General features: G+C 67.8%; 16 protein-coding genes. 3 read left to right on the top strand and 13 right to left on the bottom strand.

The features are described 5' to 3' along the window. Positions 1–149 precede the first annotated feature (149 nt). Complete coding sequence (locus G578_RS0110590; protein ID WP_028794212.1) at positions 150–764, top strand: DedA family protein; 615 nt, start codon at positions 150–152, stop codon at positions 762–764. A 23-nt stretch (positions 765–787) separates the two neighbouring features. Here G578_RS0110590 and G578_RS0110585 read toward each other — a convergent pair whose 3' ends face one another. From G578_RS0110585 to G578_RS0110575, 3 genes are all read right to left on the bottom strand, one after another. Further along, positions 788–1192: a DUF4112 domain-containing protein gene (locus G578_RS0110585; protein WP_084618813.1), complete on the bottom strand. Its 405-nt coding sequence runs from the start codon at positions 1190–1192 to the stop codon at positions 788–790. Then, the gene (locus G578_RS0110580; RefSeq protein WP_028794210.1) at positions 1179–1367 is read right to left on the bottom strand and encodes a hypothetical protein; all 189 of its coding nucleotides are present in this window, start codon (positions 1365–1367) and stop codon (positions 1179–1181) included. The genes G578_RS0110585 and G578_RS0110580 overlap by 14 nt, the downstream gene beginning before the upstream one ends. Before the next feature lie 112 nt (positions 1368–1479). Continuing rightward, a complete protein-coding gene (locus tag G578_RS0110575) occupies positions 1480–2370 on the bottom strand; it encodes a methyltransferase domain-containing protein (RefSeq protein ID WP_028794209.1) in 891 nt (296 codons plus the stop codon). 728 nt (positions 2371–3098) lie between these two features. Between G578_RS0110575 and G578_RS0110570 the strand changes: the two genes are divergently transcribed. Then, a complete protein-coding gene (locus G578_RS0110570) occupies positions 3099–3782 on the top strand; it encodes a hypothetical protein (RefSeq protein WP_139189357.1) in 684 nt (227 codons plus the stop codon). 18 nt (positions 3783–3800) lie between these two features. Here G578_RS0110570 and G578_RS0110565 read toward each other — a convergent pair whose 3' ends face one another. The 8 genes from G578_RS0110565 to G578_RS0110530 all read right to left on the bottom strand — a co-directional run bounded on the left by G578_RS0110565 (position 3801) and on the right by G578_RS0110530 (position 13803). Further along, the gene (locus G578_RS0110565) at positions 3801–5207 is read right to left on the bottom strand and encodes an efflux transporter outer membrane subunit (protein ID WP_028794207.1); all 1407 of its coding nucleotides are present in this window, start codon (positions 5205–5207) and stop codon (positions 3801–3803) included. 4 nt (positions 5208–5211) lie between these two features. Then, positions 5212–7161 (bottom strand): MacB family efflux pump subunit, encoded by a 1950-nt coding sequence (locus tag G578_RS0110560; RefSeq protein WP_028794206.1) that lies wholly within the window; start codon positions 7159–7161, stop codon positions 5212–5214. Beyond that, a complete protein-coding gene (locus tag G578_RS0110555) occupies positions 7158–8357 on the bottom strand; it encodes an efflux RND transporter periplasmic adaptor subunit (RefSeq protein ID WP_028794205.1) in 1200 nt (399 codons plus the stop codon). Before G578_RS0110555 ends, G578_RS0110560 begins: the two co-directional genes overlap by 4 nt. 189 nt (positions 8358–8546) lie before the next feature. Next, positions 8547–9344, bottom strand: a complete 798-nt coding sequence (locus tag G578_RS0110550; protein WP_028794204.1) for an ABC transporter ATP-binding protein — start codon at positions 9342–9344, stop codon at positions 8547–8549. Beyond that, positions 9328–10203: an ABC transporter ATP-binding protein gene (locus G578_RS0110545; protein ID WP_028794203.1), complete on the bottom strand. Its 876-nt coding sequence runs from the start codon at positions 10201–10203 to the stop codon at positions 9328–9330. Before G578_RS0110545 ends, G578_RS0110550 begins: the two co-directional genes overlap by 17 nt. Next, a complete protein-coding gene (locus G578_RS0110540) occupies positions 10200–11123 on the bottom strand; it encodes an ABC transporter permease (protein ID WP_028794202.1) in 924 nt (307 codons plus the stop codon). The genes G578_RS0110545 and G578_RS0110540 overlap by 4 nt, the downstream gene beginning before the upstream one ends. Positions 11124–11133: 10 nt before the next feature. Further along, positions 11134–12195 carry an ABC transporter permease gene (locus G578_RS0110535; RefSeq protein ID WP_028794201.1) on the bottom strand — a complete coding sequence of 354 codons (1062 nt, stop codon included), beginning with the start codon at positions 12193–12195 and terminating at the stop codon, positions 11134–11136. Positions 12196–12204: 9 nt separating this feature from the next. Continuing rightward, positions 12205–13803 carry an ABC transporter substrate-binding protein gene (locus G578_RS0110530; RefSeq protein WP_028794200.1) on the bottom strand — a complete coding sequence of 533 codons (1599 nt, stop codon included), beginning with the start codon at positions 13801–13803 and terminating at the stop codon, positions 12205–12207. A 224-nt stretch (positions 13804–14027) separates the two neighbouring features. Here G578_RS0110530 and G578_RS0110525 point away from each other — a divergent pair, with 224 nt between their 5' ends. After that, on the top strand, positions 14028–14957 hold the full coding sequence (locus tag G578_RS0110525) for an ABC transporter substrate-binding protein (protein WP_028794199.1): 930 nt from the start codon (positions 14028–14030) through the stop codon (positions 14955–14957). 6 nt (positions 14958–14963) lie between these two features. Here G578_RS0110525 and G578_RS0110520 read toward each other — a convergent pair whose 3' ends face one another. Both G578_RS0110520 and G578_RS28370 read right to left on the bottom strand, forming a co-directional pair. Continuing rightward, positions 14964–15962 (bottom strand): isopenicillin N synthase family dioxygenase, encoded by a 999-nt coding sequence (locus tag G578_RS0110520; RefSeq protein WP_051244553.1) that lies wholly within the window; start codon positions 15960–15962, stop codon positions 14964–14966. A 165-nt stretch (positions 15963–16127) separates the two neighbouring features. After that, positions 16128–17998, bottom strand: a 1871-nt coding sequence (locus G578_RS28370; RefSeq protein WP_281169163.1) for a calcium-binding protein, incomplete at its 5' end; no start/stop codon positions are given.

The raw sequence follows: 17998 nt of genomic DNA, 5'->3' as shown, positions 1-17998 counted from the left end.
GCCAGCCGCCATCCCCAAACGTCCCGGCCGACGCCGCGTCCGGTTAGATTTCGCGGCCGCCGCCCCACATACCGGGCTCGATCAAGGCAACCGGGCGCCGAGCCCGCCGTTGTCACCGGAAAGAACGACGCGCGCGAGGACACCCCCACATGGTCGAGCTGATCAACGACTGGATTGCGACATGGGGCGCGCCCGCCATCGGGTTCCTGATGTTCGTGGAGAACGTGTTCCCGCCGATCCCGTCGGAAGTCGTGATGCCGGTCGCGGGGCTGGCCGCAGCCCGGGGCGAGCTGTCGGTGGTGGCGGTGATCGTCTATGGCACAGCCGGATCGGTCGCCGGCGCCACGCTCTGGTTCGCCGCGGGCCTGGCGCTCGGCGCCGACCGGATCCGCCGCTTCTGCGCCCGGCACGGCCACTGGCTGACGATCAAGCCGGAGGACGTGGACAGCGCGCAGGCATGGTTCCGGCGCTGGGGGCATCTGGCGGTGCTGTTCGGACGCATGGTACCGGGGGTCCGCACCCTGATCTCGGTTCCCGCCGGGGTGGCCGGAATGGGCTGGATACCCTTCCTGCTCTACACCACGATCGGCTCGCTGATCTGGGTCAGCGGTCTGACCATGGCCGGCCATTGGCTGGGGGAGCGCCAGCACCTGCTGACCGACTCGCTGTCGGTGGTCGGCAATCTGGTGATCGCCGCGCTGGTGGCCTGGTATCTGTGGCGGGTCTTCACGCTGCGCCGGCGGCGCGATGCCGGGGAGAAATGACGGGGCGGTACCGCCCCGTCCTCTCAGACCTGGCCCGTCTTGACGAAATGCTCGCGCAGCAGCGCGACGTTGCGCCGATTGGCCCGGTAGCCGACATCCAGCAGATCGCCGATCAGCGGGACCGCGCCGATCAGGAAGTCGATACCCACATTGGCGGCCATGCGGACCAGCAGGCTCGTCGGCGCCCCGAGCCGATGCGCCCGCGCCAGGATGTAGAACGCCGGCAGGGTCACCAGCCCGTCGCCGATACCGGGGATGAGCCCGACCAGGGCGTCGAGACCGAAGCGGATACTCGTTCCCGGCAACCGGAAGCGGCTGTCCATCAGGTCGGCGAGGCCGTCCAGCCTGTCCAGCTCCCGGTTCAGGCCCGAGGCCGGACGTGTCCGCCCGACCCGGTCGAACGGCTCGGACGCCTCAGTTGTCGTCATGGGGCCGCCCGGCCATGCCGGCCGCCCGCAGGATCGCCATCGACTGCTCCGCGGTGATCCGCGAGCGCCAGGCGAGCTTGTCCACCGTTTGGGTGCAGATGTACGACGTCGCAGGGTCACCCACCGGGCGTCCCAGCATGTCGGTCTCCGGTGCTTTCCGGTCGTTGTCCTTCATCGCACTCTCCGCAGCTCGGTGTCGGTTCCCATGCGCCCGATCACACAACGTCCCGGGACGACGCCCGGTTCCCGCGGATTACGAGAAATAGGGTGTCGGAGAGTTCTCGCCGTCAGCCGATCCCTTTCTGGGCGACGAACAGCGCGCGGCGATGGGTGTGATACGGCGTCTGCTGTGCGACGGCGGCCAACAGGCTTGGGGCCGGAACGATTTCGGTGACGCTCTCGAAGCCGACCCGGTACAGGCTGTCGATCATCCCGCGATAGGTTGGTTGCAGGCCGAGGGCGACCGTGGTCTCGCCGCCGGCCTCCGGCGCGTCCGGTGCTCCCACGCGCGGCTCCGTCGGGATCCAACCCGGAACGGGCAGGTTATGGATCGCCGTGTCGATGAGAACGAGGCGCGCCGTCTTCTCATGGATCAGCCGCAGCAACCGGATCGGATCGCTCAGCCGATGGAACAGCCCCAGGGCCGAGATGCAGTCGAACGTATCCGGCTTCAGCGCCGCCAGATAGGCGTAGGGGTCGGCGGTCTTGAAGCCGAAGCGGGCGCAGCCGGCCAGGGCCCGCAGCACGGTCGCCCGGCGGATCGCCTCTCCCCGCCGATCGATGCCAACGATCCGGCCGCCGATGCGGGCGGCCAGCTTCATCGGGATCAGGCCGCAACCGGTCTGCAGGTCCAGCAGGCTGCCGACCGGCGCGAATTCCGCCAGCGCCTTGTCAAGCAGGGACATGCGGATCGACAGCGCTTCCCGGCTCTCCGCCGTGAAGTCGACCACCGTCGCCTGGCGGTCCAGGTTGGCGCCCGATACGCCCGGATACAGGTCCAACGCGTAGCCCCAGGGGCCGTGGCCTTTCAGGTGATCGAGATCGGCGGCGGTCGGTGCAACGTCGCGCAGCGGGCGGTCCTGGAACCGGTCGGCGATCGGAACCATGATCTCGTCGACCAGGCTTTCCCGGACCTCGGGCATCCCGTCGCTGACGGAGAGGATTCTCGCGGCGTCCATGGTGGCATCGAGCCGGTTCTGGCTGGCGCACCCGACGGTAGCCCCACCCGGCGCAGTATCCGATCGCATCGATCCGGCATCCAATACGCTGATTTCAATGACTAGGCCGTATTTTCACAATACCCGACCCTGAAGGCACACAAAATATCGTAACAGTACAGGCTCAATATCTGGAGCGAGATCAATTAACCAAATAATATTACAATCCGTTTTATGGATTTTTTCTATTTATTGAAAATTACCAGTGGATATCCAGTGTTATGTCCAGCTTATAAAGTGAATTTTGCGAGGATTTTATATATCTAAGTTTCCCGATATGCAGCCCAATTAATCCTGATTCAGTAGAATTCCTAATTTTCGATCGACAAGGAAATGAAGAACCAGCGTCCCGCCATGATCGATTGTTTTGTGAAATTATTGTTATTTATAGCTGTGCCTACAACATGAGTCTCAACCTTATCCTCTTGAATTTGCGCGATATCCCACCATTTCGATAGCGAAATTCTTCAACGCCCCGCGGCACGGTGACATCGCGCTCGGAGCGTGTGTATCGGGCAGGCTGCGAATGATCTTTCACGCCTGTCAGGTTCATTCGACTAGAGTCGAAGTCTCGAAGGTTTGATGGAATGGAACAAAGTACAACCGATCTCTCACCTTATCTTGACTATGACTTGAATCATCTTCGCACGCCGAGATGCCTTTATCAGGTTGAGCTCGATTTTTTCCGGATGACCGAAATGGCCCGGGTCTGGCTCGAGGAGAACCAGATCGCTCCGTACAAGCTGGCGTTGCTCGCCGGTGTGTCGACCAGCCAGACCCACCGCACCCTGCATGACGACTGGCGACCGTCGCACCGGCTGCTGGTTCGGGTCGCCCGTGCGCTGCCGCAGGACTGGGTCGCCGCCTTCGAACGCGATTGCGACGCCGTTCTGCCCTGTTCGATGCACAACATGTCCGACAGCAACCCGAGCCACCGCCTGCACGAGGCCCGTGCCGTGGCGGCGAAATGCGAGACCTTCGAGGGGTACTGCGACTATCTCACCGCGCACGACTTCACCTTCGCCACGGTCCACCGCAGCGGCGGCCCGCTCAGGTTCCGGATGGTCCACACCGCCGACCCGCGCCTGCAGGAGGTGGCTCGGGAGCGGGGCTACATCACGCCCTTCTTCCGCCCTCTGGTGGGCCTGGAACAGGCGCCCGACCAGACCAATCTGGCCATCCTGCGCCACCCGATCATCGCCGGCCGGGAGAGCTTCACCAGCACGTACTGGCTGATGCAGTTCAAGGCGTTCGACTCCAGCTTCTCCATCGCCGACCGGATGGCGTTCACGCCGGTCGCCACCGCCCGCCAGGCCCATATTGTCCGGCGGTTCTACGACGTCTTCGTCCCCGCCCTGCTCGAGAACGACTGACGGCAGCAGGGCCGGCGGTCAGTTCGCCGCCGAGAGCGACGCACCGGCCGGCACCGCCTCCCAGCCGCCGCCCAGGGCCACGAACAGATCCGCCGCCGACAGGAAGGTGGAGAGCTGGGCCTGCACCAGCGTGTCGTCGGCCGAAAGCTTGGTGCGCTGGGCGTCGAGCACCGTCAGGAAATCCGCCGCCCCGGCCTCGTAGCGGATGCGCGACAGCTCGTAGGCATAGCCCGCCTGCTCCGCCGCCTCGGCCAGATCGGCGACCCGGCGGCTGCCGGTATCGACCCCGGCCATGGCGTTCTCGGTCTCCCGATAGGCGGTCAGCACCGCGCCGCGATAGCTCTCCAGCAACTCCATCCGCCGTGCGTCTGCCGCATCGAACTGGCCCTGCAGTCGGCCGCCGTCGAAGATCGGCGCCGCCAGTCCGCCGGCCAGGCTGGCCAGTGTGGAGACGCCCCCGTCGAAGGCGCCGGACACCGCCGTGCCGACCGAAATCGTGGCGCTCGGATAGAAGGCGGCCCGCGCGGCGGCCACATCGGCATCCGAGGCGCGCAGCGTCGCCTCCACCCGGCGCAGGTCCGGCCGGCGCTGCAGCAGGTCCGCCGGCTGGCCGGTCGCCACGCGCGGCAGGGCCAGGGACCGCAGCCCCGTTTCCCGAACCTCGAGGGCGCCGGGCGGTCGGCCGACGAGCACCGCGAGGCCGTTCATCGCCTCCCGATGCTGCCGATCGAGGGCCGCCAGCTGTGCCCGGAACGCGGCCACCGCCGAGCGCTGCTGGGCGAGGTCGAGCTCCGTCGCAGCACCCGCGCGCACCCGGGCGTCCACCAGCTCCAGCACCTGTTCCGCCGCTGCCAGGTTCTCCCGGGCGATGTCGGTGCGCTGCCGGATGGACAGAACGGTGAAGTACAGCGCGGCGAGGTCGGCCTCCATCACCAGCCGCGTCGCCTCCCGCCCGAAGCGCTCGGCCTCCAGATCGTACCGGGCGCTGTCCACCAGGGCGGCGTTGCGGCCGAACGGGTCGGGGTCGTAGGACAGGGTGAGGCCGCCGTTCCATCCGCTGTCGGACCCGCCGCCGTCCAGGTTCTGATCGCGCGACACGGTGCCGGAGGCGTCCAGGGACGGCACCCGGTCGGCGGCGACCGACCGCAGAGCGGCGCGGGCCTGCTCGATCCGGTAGCGGGCGCTGGCGAGATCGACATTCTCCGCCATGGCCTGGGCCATCAGACGGTCGAACTCGGCGCTGCCGAACCGGCGCCACCAGTCGGCGCTCGGCGCCACGGCTTCCGGTGGCGGTGCCGCCGCCGGGGTCGGCTGGGACCAGGACGCGGGCGTGGCGGCAGTGGGCGTCGACCAGTCCGGCGCGATCGCACAGCCGGTGGCGGCAAGGCAGAGGGCGAGCGTGGCGGCGATCCGTTTCACAGACATTGCTTCACTCCACGGTCAGGGCGACCGCCGGTTCCAGCCGCGCGGCCTTGCGCGCCGGGAACCAGCCGAAGACGAGGCCCGTGGTCACCGCGCAGACGAAGGCGAGGACGGCCGGACCGGTCGAAAACACGACGGAAATGCCGACGCTCGACGCGGCCATTCCGGCGCCGATGCCGAGGGCGACCCCGGCCAGGCCGCCGATGCCGCAGACGATCAGCGCCTCGACGTTGAACTGGATCATGATGTCGCGCATGCGCGCACCGGTGGCCATGCGCACGCCGATCTCCCGGGTCCGCTCGGTCACACTGACCAGCATGATGTTCATCACCCCGATGCCGCCGACCAGCAGCGAGATCGCCGCCACCGAGCCGAGCAGAATGGTGAGGGTGTTCTGGGTCTGCTCCACGGTCTGGATCAATGAGGCGGTGTTGCGCACCCGGAAATCCTCGGTGCGGTGGCGCGCCAGCAGCAGGTCCTGCACCGCCTGCTCGGTGGCTTCGATGGTATCGAGATCGGCGACCTTGACCGTGATCGTGCCCAGATGGGGCTGGCCGAAGATCCGCATCGTCCCGGTGGTCAGCGGCACCAGCACCGTGTCGTCCTGGTCGGAGCCGAAGGGGGTCGCCCCCTTCTTCTCCAGGACGCCGACCACCTCGAACGGGATATTACCGATCAGGACGTAACTGCCGACCGGCTCGCCACCATTGGGGAACAGGTTGTCGACCACCGTCTGGCCGAGCACGGCGACGGGGGCGTAGCTGTCCACATCCGCCGTGGTAATGAACCCGCCGCTGACGAGGCCCCAGTCGCGGGCCGGGGCGTAGTCCGGCCAGACGCCTTGAACGGAGGTGCGGTAGTCGATATTGCCGAACCGGATGGTGGAGGAGCCGCGCTTCTCCGGACTGACCGCGGCCACGCCGGGCACGGTCCTCAGCGCCTCCGCGTCGGCGGTGACCAGGGTGGCGGTATCGCCGTCGCCGCGCACCCCGGGCGCGCCGGGACGCACCAGCAGAAGATTGGTGCCCATCGACTGGATCCGGCCGAGCACGTCGGCCCGGCTGCCCTCGCCCACCGCCAGCATGGTCACCACGGCGGCCACGCCGATCACCACGCCCAGCAGGGTCAGCGCGCTGCGGAACAGATTGGCCCGCAGGGAGCGCAGGGACATCCGCACCGCCTCGGGCAGCGTCGCCAGGCTGGAGCCGGCGGGTATCCGGCCGGCACCATCATGCCCGACCGCCGCGGCGACCCGTTCGGGATCGACCCGGCCGGTATCCTCGACGATGCGCCCGTCCAGCAGTCGGATCACCCGGTGGGCGCGGGCCGCCACGGCGGGGTCGTGGGTGATCATCACCACCGTGCGCCCCTCGCCGTTCAGGCGCTCCAGCATGTCGAGCACCTCCGCACCCGAGCGGCTGTCCAGGGCGCCGGTCGGCTCGTCAGCCAGAATCACGGCGGGATCGTTCATCAGGGCGCGGGCGATCGACACCCGCTGCTGCTGGCCGCCGGAGAGCTGGCTCGGCCGGTGATGGCTGCGGTCGCCCAAGCCAAGTTGGTCGAGAAGGTCGTCGGCCCGCTCCTCCCGATGGTCCTGGGACCGGCCGGCATAGATCGCCGGGAGCTCCACATTCTCCGCCGCCGTCAGCGTGGCGATCAGGTTGTAGCGCTGGAACACGAAGCCGAAGACGTCGCGACGCAGGCTTGCCAGTTCATCGTTGTCGAGACCGTCCACCTCGATGCCGCGCACGGCGTAGGTCCCGCGCGACGGCCGGTCGAGGCAGCCGAGAATATGCATCAGCGTCGACTTGCCCGAGCCGGACTGGCCGATGATGGCGACGAACTCGCCGTCGTGGATGTCCAGGTCGATGCCGTCGAGCGCGACCACCTCGCCGGCGCCCGACGGGTAGCGCTTGCCGACGCCGCGGAAGCTGAGAAGGCTGGGTGCGCCGGTCACAGCCGCGCCCCGAACCCGCCGGTCCGGCCGCCGGCCTTTGCGGCGCCGGCCGCGGGCAGAACCACCTGCTCGCCGCCCTCAAGGCCGGAAGCGACCGCCGCCATCGTCCGGTTGCTGAGGCGAACCTCAACGGGACGCCGCTCCTGGGTGCCGTCTGGCTTCAGCACGATGACCGTCCATCCCCCGCCTTCGGGAGCCAGGCTGAGCGCCGACAACGGCACCAGCGGCAGGTTCTCCGCCCGGTCGAGTACGAAGAACACCTGCGCCGTCATCTCCGACATCAGGGCCCGGTCGGCATTGTCGATGTCGATCAGCGCGTTGTAGAGCACCACGTCATTGACCACCTCCGGCGTCGGCAGCACCTGACGGACGATCGAATACCACTCGCGGTCCGGCATTCCGAGGGTGGTGAAATACAGCGCCGTGCCCGGCTTCAGCAGGACGACATCCGCTTCCGCCACCTCGGCCCAGACGGTCATGGTATCGAGATCGGCGATCTGCAGGATGATCGGCGCGGTCTGGTTGGCGTTCAGGGTCTGGCCCTCCACCGCATCGAGGGACACCACCGTTCCCGCCATGGGAGCGCGGATCTCGGCATATCCGAGGCTGGTCAGGTCGGCATCGAGGGTTGCCTGGGCCTGGTCGATCTGCGCCTTGAGGGACTCGATGGAGGCCTCGGCCACGGCAAGGCTCGCGGCGCCGATCTGCATCTCGTCCTCGCTGATCGCCTTGGCGGCGAACAGGCGCTTATTGCGCTTGTTCTGCTGGCGGGCGAGTTGCAGCTCCGATTGCCGCTGGCGCAGTTGCGCGCTCAGATCGGCCAGTTTGGCGCGGTTCGCCACCACCTTGGATTCCTGCACCCGGGCGTCCAGTTCAGCCAGCAGGTCGCCCTGCTCCACCTGGTCGCCGATCTGGACGTGGAGCTTGCTGATCTGTCCGGAGATCTGGGCGCCCACATCCACGTAGTCGCGCGGCTTGATGGTGCCCAGCGAGGTCACCGTGCGCTCCAGCGAGCCTCTTTCGGCCGTCACCGTGCGCGGCGCGGCGGGGGCCGGCTCAAACAGCAGATCGCGGCCGTACACGGCCGCTCCGGCGGCGACCAGGACGACCGCCACCAGAAGGAGGAGCCAGCGTCGGCTGCTGCGTGAGCGCCGCCGGTGTTTGGCCGGCGCCTTGAGGGTGTCGCTGTCGGTCACGGATTCCACCGGGTTCAAACGGACCCGACGCCGAGGACCGGGCGTCGGTCTCGTTACAACGGAGCCTCACCGGATTTCCGTCGCCCGCGGCACCCCCACCCTCTCCGTCTTCCCCCGTCATCCTGGATCAAGTCCAGCATCACGGGGGGACTGGAAGGACGGGCATGCCGGAGACGACGGATATACCCCTCAGTCGAAGGTCAGCAGCGAGTCCGCCTTGTCCCGGTCGTAGCCCAGGGACGCGTTGAGGAGCTGGCGGGTGTAGTTGTGCTGCGGCTGCGACCGGCGGAGCTGGTCGACGTCCATCTCCTCCACCACCCGGCCGGCATTCATCACCGCCAACCGGTCGCACATATGGGCGATCACCGCCAGGTCGTGGCTGACCAGAATGTAGGTCAGCCCGTGCTCCTGCTTCAGACGCTGAAGCAGGTTCAGGATCTCCGCCTGCACCGACACGTCCAGGGCCGAGGTCGGCTCGTCCAGCAGCAGGATGCGCGGCTCCAGCATCAGGGCCCGGGCGATCGCCACCCGCTGGCGCTGGCCGCCGGAAAGCTGGTGCGGATAGCGGAAACGGAATTCCGGCCCCAGGCCGACATCGTGCAGCAGCGCCTCGACCCGCGCGCCGACATTGCCGATGCCGTGGATCTTCGCCGGCTCGCTCAGGGTGCGATCGACCGTGTGGCGCGGATGCAGCGAGCCGTAGGGGTCCTGGAACACCATCTGGACGGTCTCGTAGAACGCCTTCGACCGCTTCCGCCCGAGATCCTCGCCGTCCACGGCGATCCGCCCGGTCCAGTCGGTCGCCAGCCCGGCGATGGCGCGCAGCACCGTCGACTTGCCGGAGCCGGACTCGCCGACCAGTCCGAAGCTCTCGCCCCGGCGCACGGTCAGCGAGACGTCGCGCACCGCATGCACCGCGTCCTCGCCCCTGCCGAAGCGGACGTCGAGATGGCTGATCAGCAGGGCGGTATCAGACAAGTCGGGCATCGACACCGGGCTCCGTCTTCCAGGATTCCTCGCGGACCAGCGTCGACAGTCGCTCGACCGGTTGATCCACCCGCGGCAGCGAGGCCAGCAGGCCGCGCGTGTAGGGATGGGTCGCTTTGTGCAGCTCCGAGGCCCGGCAGGTCTCGACGATCTGCCCGGCATACATGATCACCACCCGGTCGCAGAACGAGGCCACCAGGTTGAGATCGTGGGAGATGAACATCAGCCCCATGCCGCGTTGGCTGACCAGGTCGTCGACGATCGCCAGCACCTGCATCTGCACCGTCACGTCGAGGGCCGAGGTCGGCTCGTCGGCGATCAGCAGGTCGGGCTCGGCCACCAGCATCATGGCGATCATGATGCGCTGGCCCATGCCGCCGGACACCTCGTGGGGGTAGGCCTTGTAGACCCGCTCCGGATCGCGGATGCGCACCGCTTCCAGCATCTCCATCGTGCGGCGGCGGGCGGCGCCGGCGGCGGCCCCGGCGGCGACCCGGTAGGCCTCGTCGATCTGCCGGCCGATGGTCATCACCGGGTTCAGGGAGAATTTCGGGTCCTGCATCACCATGGCGATACGGTTGCCGCGGATCCGCCGGTACTCGCGTTCGGACAGCTTGGTCAGGTCGATGCCGTCGAAATCCATCCTGCGGGCGGTGACGATCCCCGGCGGCCGGATCAGGCCGAGCACCGCCCGGCCGGTCATGGTCTTGCCGGAGCCGGACTCGCCGACGATGCCCACCTTCTCGCGGCCGACGGAGAAGCTGATGTCGCGCACCGCGTGGACGGTACGGGTGCGGGTGGGGAAGTCGATGCTGAGCCCCTCCACCTCGAGCAGCGATCCGGTCCCAGGGCCGCTCATCGGCTCGACCTCGGGTCGAGCGCGTCGCGCAGGCCGTCGCCGAGCAGGTTGAAGCCCAGGCTGACAGTGAAGATGGCAAGGCCCGGCATGGTGGCGACCCACCACTGGTCGAGGATGTAGAGCCGGCCGGTGGAGATCATCGCCCCCCATTCCGGCAGCGGCGGCTGGGCGCCGAGGCCGAGGAAGCCGAGACCGGCGGCGGTCAGGATGATGCCGGCCATGTCGAGGGTGACGCGCACGATCACGCTGGACAGGCACAGCGGCACCACATGGCCGGTGACGATGCGCAGCGGCGACGCGCCTTGGAGGCGAATAGCGGAGATGAAGTCGGAATTGCGGATCGTCAGCGTCTCCGCCCGGGCGATGCGGGCATAGGGCGGCCAGGAGGTCAGCGCGATGGCCAGAACCGCATTGCCGATGCCGGGGCCGAGGGCCGCGACGAAGGCCAGCGCCAGCACCAGGCGCGGAAACGCCAGGAAGATGTCGGTGAAGCGCATCAGCACGGTGTCGACCCAGCCGCCGGCATAGCCGGCGACCGTGCCGACCAGCAGGCCGAACACCGGCGCCGTGACGACGACCAGGGCGACGACGTAGAGGGTGATCCGGGCGCCGTAGAGCAGCCGGCTGAGGATGTCGCGGCCGAGCTCGTCGGTACCCAGCAGGTTGCCCGGGGTTCCCGGCGGCAGCAGGCGGCGCTGCAGGTCCTGGGCAATCGGATCGTACGGCGCCAGCAGCGGCGCGAAGATCGCCGCCAGGATCAGGCAGACGACGATCGCCAGGCCGAGCATGGCCAGCGGATTGCGGGCCAGCCCGAGCCAGCCGAGATAGACCTGGATGCAGCGGGCCTGCAGCGGGCTGGACGGCGTCTCGCTGGTCAGCCAGGCGCGCAGGCCGGGGGCGTTGGCGGAGGAGGCGGTCATGGCTCTGCCCTCACCGGGCGCGCGGGTCGAAGACCCGGTACAGAATGTCGGACAGCAGGTTCAATCCCACGAAGACGATGCCCACGACCACCGTGCCGCCGAGAACGGCGTTCATATCGGCGGAGAGCAGGGCGTTGGTGATGTAGAAGCCGATCCCGGGCCAGGCGAAGACGATCTCCGTCAGCACCGATCCCTCCAGCAGGCTGGCGTAGCTGAGCGCGATCACCGTGATCAGCGGCACCATGACGTTTCCGAGCGCGTGCCCCCAGATCACCCGGGCCTCCGACACGCCCTTCACCCGGGCCGTGGTGATGTATTCCTGGGCGAGCTGCTCCAGCATGAAGCTGCGGGTCATGCGGCTGATATAGGCGAGCGAATAGTAGCCGAGCACGGAGGCCGGCAGGATGATGTGCGACAGGGCGTTGGCGAAGACCTCGAGATCGCCGGCCAGCAGGCTGTCGATCAGGATGACGCCGGTCACCTGCGGCACCACGTCCTCGAAGAAAATGTCCAGACGCCCCGGCCCGGCCACCCAGTCGAGCTTACCGTAGAAGATCAGCAGCCCCATCAGCCCGAGCCAGAAGATCGGCATCGAATAGCCGAACAGGCCGACCAGGCGCACCACATGGTCCGGCCAGCGGCCCTGATGAACCGCCGCCATCACGCCGGCCGGAATGCCGAGCGAAACGCCCAGCAGGGTCGCCACCGTGGCCAGCTCCAGGGTCGCCGGGAACACCCGGGCGATATCCTCGATCACCGGGCGCGAGGTCAGCAGCGAGGTGCCGAAATCGCCGCGTACGACCTCGCCGATATAGGTGAAGAACTGGACGATGATCGGCTGGTCCAGGCCCATCGCCTTGCGGGTGGCCTCGTAGACCTCGTTAGAGGCCCGGTCGCCCACAACGGCGAGGACGGGGTCGATCGGCATCACCCGGCCGATCAGGAAGGTGATGAGCAGCAGGCCGAGCAGGGTGACCGCCAGGGTCGCCAGCACCCGACCGACTTTCAGAAGGCCCTGACGGGAGGAGAGGAAACCTCCCCTCCCGCCGGGACGCGAACCAGCGAGGCTCATTGCGTTCGCTTACTTCGTCACGGTCCAGTAGTAGACGGCCGAGATCGCGCTACCCGTCACCAGGTTCTCGACGTCCTTGCGCAGGCCGGTCTGCTCGATCTTCTGGAACATGACGACGAACGGGCTCGTCATCTGGTGCTCCTTCTGGATCGCGCGGTACATCTCGGCCCGCTTGTCGCGGTCGGCTTCCTGCACGGCGGCCTCGGTCTGCTTGGTCATCTCCGGGATGTCCCAGGAGTTGCGCCAGGCCAGCTTGCCGGTCAGCTTCGCCTCGTCGGCGTTGTTCGGGTTGTGGGCGAAGGTATCGGCGTTGGTGTGCGGATCCGGATAGTCCGGGCCCCAAGCACCGAGATAAACGTCATGCGAACGCTCGCGGTACTCGCCGAGCGACTGCTTGCCGGTCATCGGAGTCAGCTCGACCTTGATGCCCGCCTGGGTCAGGGAACCCTGGATCGCCTGGGCCATCGCCATGTAGGACGGCTCGTTGCGGACGTTGATCTTCACCGCCACGTCGTCGGCATGGCCGGCCTCGGCCAGCAGCGATTTCGCCTTGGCGATGTCCAGCGTATAGGGCTGGTCCTTCAGTTCGCCGAGATAGGTCAGCGGCAGGAAGGCCTGATGCACGGTGTACTGACCGCGCACGATGGTGTCGGTCATGCCCTTGTAGTCGATCGCCCACTTGAAGGCCTCGATCACCTTGGGATCGTTCAGCGGCGCCTTCTTCTGGTTCAGCGACATGTAGACGATACGGCCGCGCAGGTCCTCGTCCACCTTCAGGTCGCCATTGGCGGCCACGGCGGCGATGTCTTCCGGCGTCAGGTTGCGCGCGACGTCGATGTCGCCCTTCTCCAGCAGCAGGCGCTGGCTGGCGGACTCGGCGATGTGGCGCACGAACACCCGCTTCATCGCCGGCGTGGCGCGCCAGTAGTCCGGATTGACGTCGAGCACGTAGGACTCGTTGGCCTTCCAGGACTTCAGCGCATAGGCGCCGGAACCGGCGGTGTTGGTCTTCAGCCACTCATAGCCGAAATCGCCGTCCTTCTCGTGTTCCATCGCGACCTTCTTGTCGACGATCGAGCCGATGGTGGCGGTCAGGCAGTTCAGCACGAAGGACTGGGCGTAGACCTTGTCGGTGGTGATCACCAGGGTCGAGGCGTCGGTCGCCTTGATCGTGTCCTCGATGTTGTCCTTGGTGAAGCCGAACTGGGTCAGGATGAAGGACGGGGTCTTCTCCAGCAGCACCGCGCGGCGCAGGGAGAACTCGGCGTCCTCCGCGGTCACCGGGTTGCCGGACTGGAACTTGATGCCGTCGCGGATCTTGAAGGTGAAGGTCTTGCCGTCCTCGCTGACCGTCCAGGACTCCGCGAGCCCCGGCTGATAGCCGGCGGCGAGATCGAGCGGGTTGAACTCGACCAGATGGTCGTAGGTGTTCCGGAGCAGGTCGCCACCGGAGAACTCGAACGCCTCGGCGGGATCGAGCGACACGATGTCGTCGATGGTCGCGGCGATGACCAGCGTGTCTTTGGGCGTATCGGCGAAGGACGCCGGCGCGGTCAGCGTGACCGCCGCAAGCATGCCGAGCGCCCAGGCGGGCGAAAACTTGGACATGAGAGAAGCCTCCAATTGATGGTCCGCATCGGCTCTGTGGCCGACTGCGTGACCGTTGGACATCCACTAGAGCAGGATTTCGCGTCCACAAGAACCAGATTCGGCGGCGGCACCCCGCGCGGGACACCGGGCGCTCCGGCCGGCTTCCCGATCGCCCGTCGTCACCGGGAATCCAGACCGATTGGGCGGCTGGCGGGCGCGCGTCCGGCTGCTATGCTCGGCCCATGACCAGACCCAAAATCACCCTCTTCGAGAACCTGCGCACCCTCGGCTACGTCCCCTTCTACCTCGCGATCGAGCGGGAAGAATGGGCGCGCGAGGGCGTGGACGTCACCGTCACCCTGTCGCCCTCGACGGACTACACAGCCCAGGGCCTGCTGGACGGGGCGACCGATGTCTCCTGGGGCGGACCGATGCGGGTGATGATGCATCACGATGCGGCCCGCAGGCGCGGCGAGGACTGCCCGCTGGTCTGCTTCGGCCAGGTCGTCGCCCGCGACCCCTTCGTGCTGGTCGGCCGCGAGCCGAATCCGGACTTCCGCTTCGCCGACCTGACCGGTAGGCGCCTGGGCGTGGCCGTGGAAGTGCCGACGCCGTGGATGACCCTGCAGGACGACCTGGACCGGGCCGGGGTGGCGCCGGCGGACTGGACCCGCGCGCCGGACCGCAGCATGGGCGAGAACGTCGAGGCGCTCGCCCGCGGCGAGGTCGACGTGATCCAGGTGTTCGAGCCCTATGCCGACCGGGCGGTGACCGAGCACGGCGGCCATGTCTGGCACCGCTTCGCCACCCGCGGCGATGTCGGCTTCACCAGTTTCTACACCACCCGCGCCTTCGCCGAGCGGGAGCGCGAGACCTGCCGCGCCCTGATCCGCGGCATCGGCCGCAGCCTGCGTTACCTGCACAGCGCCGACCCGGCCGAGATGGCGGCGACCGTGCGGCCCTATTTCCCCGACCTGTCTGAGGAAGCGCTGGCACGGATCATCGGCACCCTGCGCGGGGTCGGGCTGTGGGCGAAGACCCCGCATTTCCCGCCGACCGCCTTCGTGCGGCTGAAGGCGGCCCTGCTCACCGGCGGGCTGATCGCCCACGACATCCCCTATGACCTTGCGGTGGACGCCGACCTGTCCGACACGCCGATCCCGGCCGATTGAGATCGCTCACGCCGCCTTGTGGCTGGCGTCGATCTTGCGGCGGATATGCTCGCCGGCGGTGATTGTCGGATAGCGCGGCGCCTCCCCCGGTGCCAGGCAGCTAGGCACGCAGCGGATCTCGGCGTCGAAATTGGGGTGCACGAAATAGCCGATCGACATGCGCCGGCTCTGGACGTCGCCGGTGTCCGGCACCACCACCCGGTGCAGGGTCGAGACCCACTGGTCGTTGGTCCAGCGCTGCATCATGTCGCCCAGATTGACCACCAACTCGCCGGGCTTCGGCTGCACCGGCACCCAGCGCCCGTCGGGCAGCCGCGCCTCCAGCCCGCCGCGGCCCTCGGTCATGGCGAGGATGGTCATCGCGCCGAAATCGGTATGCGCGCCGGCCCGCAGCTGCCCCGGCTCCGGCGGCGTGCCGAGCATCGGGTAATGGTGCATGCCGAAGATCGAGAAATGCCGCTCCAGCAGCGCGACGAACGCCGCCTCGTCCTGGTCCAGCGCCCGGGCGGTGATCCGCATCATGTCTCGCGACAGCCGCTCGAACGCCCGGTAGAGATCGATGAGCGCCCCGTCGAATCCCTCGGGCACGTCCGGAACCGTATTGCCGGCATAGGCGGTCTCGGCATCGGCCAGGGCGGCGTAATGGGCGCGATGATCGTCCACCGGTCCGAGGAAGATCGACTCCCGCAGGTCCGGCGGCGTCTTGGCCCCGAGAGTGGAGGCCAGGTTGCGCGTCGCCACCCGGTGATAGCCCCGCTGACGCGCAGCGCCGGTCGGGTGGAACCGGTCCTTGTCGTCCTGGGGCAGGTCGAAGAAATCCATGCCCAGCCGGATCGCCCGCTGCAGGGTCTCCTGCGGCAGGCCGTGGCCGGAGATCACCAGGAACCCGACGCGCTCGCACGCCTCGGCCACCGCCCGCGCGACCGCCGCCTTGCCGGACGGATCGCCGGCGAGGAAAGGAGCGATATCGATGGTCGGGATCTCCGACACGTCTGTCTTCGCCACGACCGGGGTCTCCTTCTGTGATTTTGGCCGCCCATGAAATCGGGCCGCGCGGAGAGGACCGGCGATCCGCGCCGCCTTCGACGGTATCCGACCGGCAATCCGTCGGACAATAGGTCGCGCACGCTAACGCGATCCCTGAGTGCGCCCGTCGCCGCTGGATCTGATCTAGTAGAGTTCGAAGAATTCCGCGGTCAGCTCCGCGGTACGCACGCCGATCAACCGGACATACTGTCCGCCGAGGTCGATCTCCGTGTCGCCGTCCGGATTGTCGCTCGCGCGTGCCAGGACGCTCTCGGCGGTGGTGAGGGTCAGTCCGTTGGCCGTGGAGTCGATCAGCAGCCTGTCCCCGGCCGCGACGTCGAAATCGACGATCACGTCGAAGCCGTTCGAGGTCTCGATCACCACCCGGTCCGCGCCCACACCCGTGTAGATCCAGTCGACGCCCTCCCCGCCATAGAACAGGTCGTCGCCGGCACCGCCCTGCAGCACGTCGATCTGCGTGCCGTCGCCGCCATTCGGGCTGGAGAGCTCGCCGTAGAGCGTGTCGTTGCCGGCCCCGCCCGAGAGGCTGTCGGCCCCCTCGCCACCGTAGAGCACGTCGTCACCGTCTCCTCCATAGAGGGCGTCCTGCTCCCGGTTTCCGTACAGCACGTCCTGGCCGTCGTTTCCGTAGACCAGATCCCGGTCCTGGCCGCCGTACAGGGTGTCGGCGTCCTGGCCGCCGTACAGGGTGTCCATTCCCTGATTGCCGTAGACCACGTCGTTCTGCTGATTGCCGTACACCACGTCCGGATCGGCGCCGCCATGGACCGCGTCTTCCTCCAGCCCGCCGAAGACCGTGTCGGCGCCCTGGTCGCCGTACAGGAAATCCTTGCCCGCGCCGGAGCCGATGATATCGCCGCCGCCGCCGCCATACAGCGTGTCGTCGCCGACGCCCAGCGAGATGAACTGGCTGTTGTCGTCGCCGGTGACGAAGTTGTCGCCGTCGCCGCCGGTGACGGTAGCCGAACCCATGATCGAGGCGAACTCTATGTTGTCGAGCTGGAGAGTGCTGCCCGTGGGCAGGGACCGCAGGTCGATGACGAACGCCTCGGACTGGGTCGATCCGTTGGCCGAACTGGTCCCGGTTATGACGATCGGCCCGCTCAGCGTCGCCGACGTCGTGCTCGGCACGATGGTGCGCACGTCCAGCGTCGTCGTCGATGCGAGGTTGGTCAGGAAGGTCCGGGCGCCGCTGATCAGCTCGCCCTCGGCCGATGAATCGCGGACGTCGACGGCATTGATGAGCGTGGTGAGCGCCTCTTCACCGGACTGCGCGAGCGAGGGTCCCTCCGAGGTGATCGAGGTCGCCGTCGGCAGCGTCGCGGTCACGACATTGCCGTTGTTGTTGGTGTTCTGGACGACGGGCGCGCTGCCCGCGGCACTGCCCTTGTTGGAGATGACCTGCGCCGACGTGCTGGTCGAGCCGCCGACGGTGGTCGTCGGTGTGGTCGGTGTCACCACGATCCCGGTGGCCGGGGCATCGCTCCCGTCCGAAGGGGGGCTGGGGACGGTCGCGGTCAGATCGATGGTGGCGTCCAGGCCGCCGTCATTGACGGTTACCTGAATGGTGCGCGTGCCCGGCGTCGGTCCGGCGGTATCCAGGTTCTGGTAGGCGATCGACCGCAGCAGCGTCTGCACCGAGCCCGGATTGGCATCGCCGTTGAAGCTGACGACCAGGTCGTTGCCGGCCGCGATGGCGTTGTCGAGCGTGCCGATCACGGTCCCGCCCACCGTCACCGTCGCGCCGGCCGTGGTGTCCGACAGGCTCACATCGGTCGTGTTGAAGGTCAGGACATCGTCGCTTGCGTCCTCGCCGGCGATGATGGAGACGGTGAGATTGCCGCCGTCGAAATCGCTCGAGTCGTCGCTCAGGGTGGCGGCACTGCCGGTGTCCAGACGGTTCGTCTTGCCGGACCGGTCGTAGGTCAGCGCGTCGCCGTCGAGACTGCCGATCGTCGGCGCCTCGTTGCCATCGGCGACGGTGACGGCGACGG

The sequence above is a fragment of the Thalassobaculum salexigens DSM 19539 genome, from assembly GCF_000423805.1.
Lineage (GTDB): Bacteria > Pseudomonadota > Alphaproteobacteria > Thalassobaculales > Thalassobaculaceae > Thalassobaculum > Thalassobaculum litoreum.
Note: the sequence above shows the minus strand (reverse complement) of the source record. Positions and strands in the feature narration are given on the sequence as shown.

Coding starts and splice junctions, on each gene's coding strand:
- G578_RS0110590 (WP_028794212.1), top strand. CDS start 150: ATGGTCGAGCTGATCAACGACTGGATTGCGACATGGGGCGCGCCCGCC.
- G578_RS0110585 (WP_084618813.1), bottom strand. CDS start 1,192: ATGACGACAACTGAGGCGTCCGAGCCGTTCGACCGGGTCGGGCGGACA.
- G578_RS0110580 (WP_028794210.1), bottom strand. CDS start 1,367: ATGAAGGACAACGACCGGAAAGCACCGGAGACCGACATGCTGGGACGC.
- G578_RS0110575 (WP_028794209.1), bottom strand. CDS start 2,370: ATGGACGCCGCGAGAATCCTCTCCGTCAGCGACGGGATGCCCGAGGTC.
- G578_RS0110570 (WP_139189357.1), top strand. CDS start 3,099: ATGACCGAAATGGCCCGGGTCTGGCTCGAGGAGAACCAGATCGCTCCG.
- G578_RS0110565 (WP_028794207.1), bottom strand. CDS start 5,207: ATGTCTGTGAAACGGATCGCCGCCACGCTCGCCCTCTGCCTTGCCGCC.
- G578_RS0110550 (WP_028794204.1), bottom strand. CDS start 9,344: ATGCCCGACTTGTCTGATACCGCCCTGCTGATCAGCCATCTCGACGTC.
- G578_RS0110545 (WP_028794203.1), bottom strand. CDS start 10,203: ATGAGCGGCCCTGGGACCGGATCGCTGCTCGAGGTGGAGGGGCTCAGC.
- G578_RS0110540 (WP_028794202.1), bottom strand. CDS start 11,123: ATGACCGCCTCCTCCGCCAACGCCCCCGGCCTGCGCGCCTGGCTGACC.
- G578_RS0110535 (WP_028794201.1), bottom strand. CDS start 12,195: ATGAGCCTCGCTGGTTCGCGTCCCGGCGGGAGGGGAGGTTTCCTCTCC.
- G578_RS0110530 (WP_028794200.1), bottom strand. CDS start 13,803: ATGTCCAAGTTTTCGCCCGCCTGGGCGCTCGGCATGCTTGCGGCGGTC.
- G578_RS0110525 (WP_028794199.1), top strand. CDS start 14,028: ATGACCAGACCCAAAATCACCCTCTTCGAGAACCTGCGCACCCTCGGC.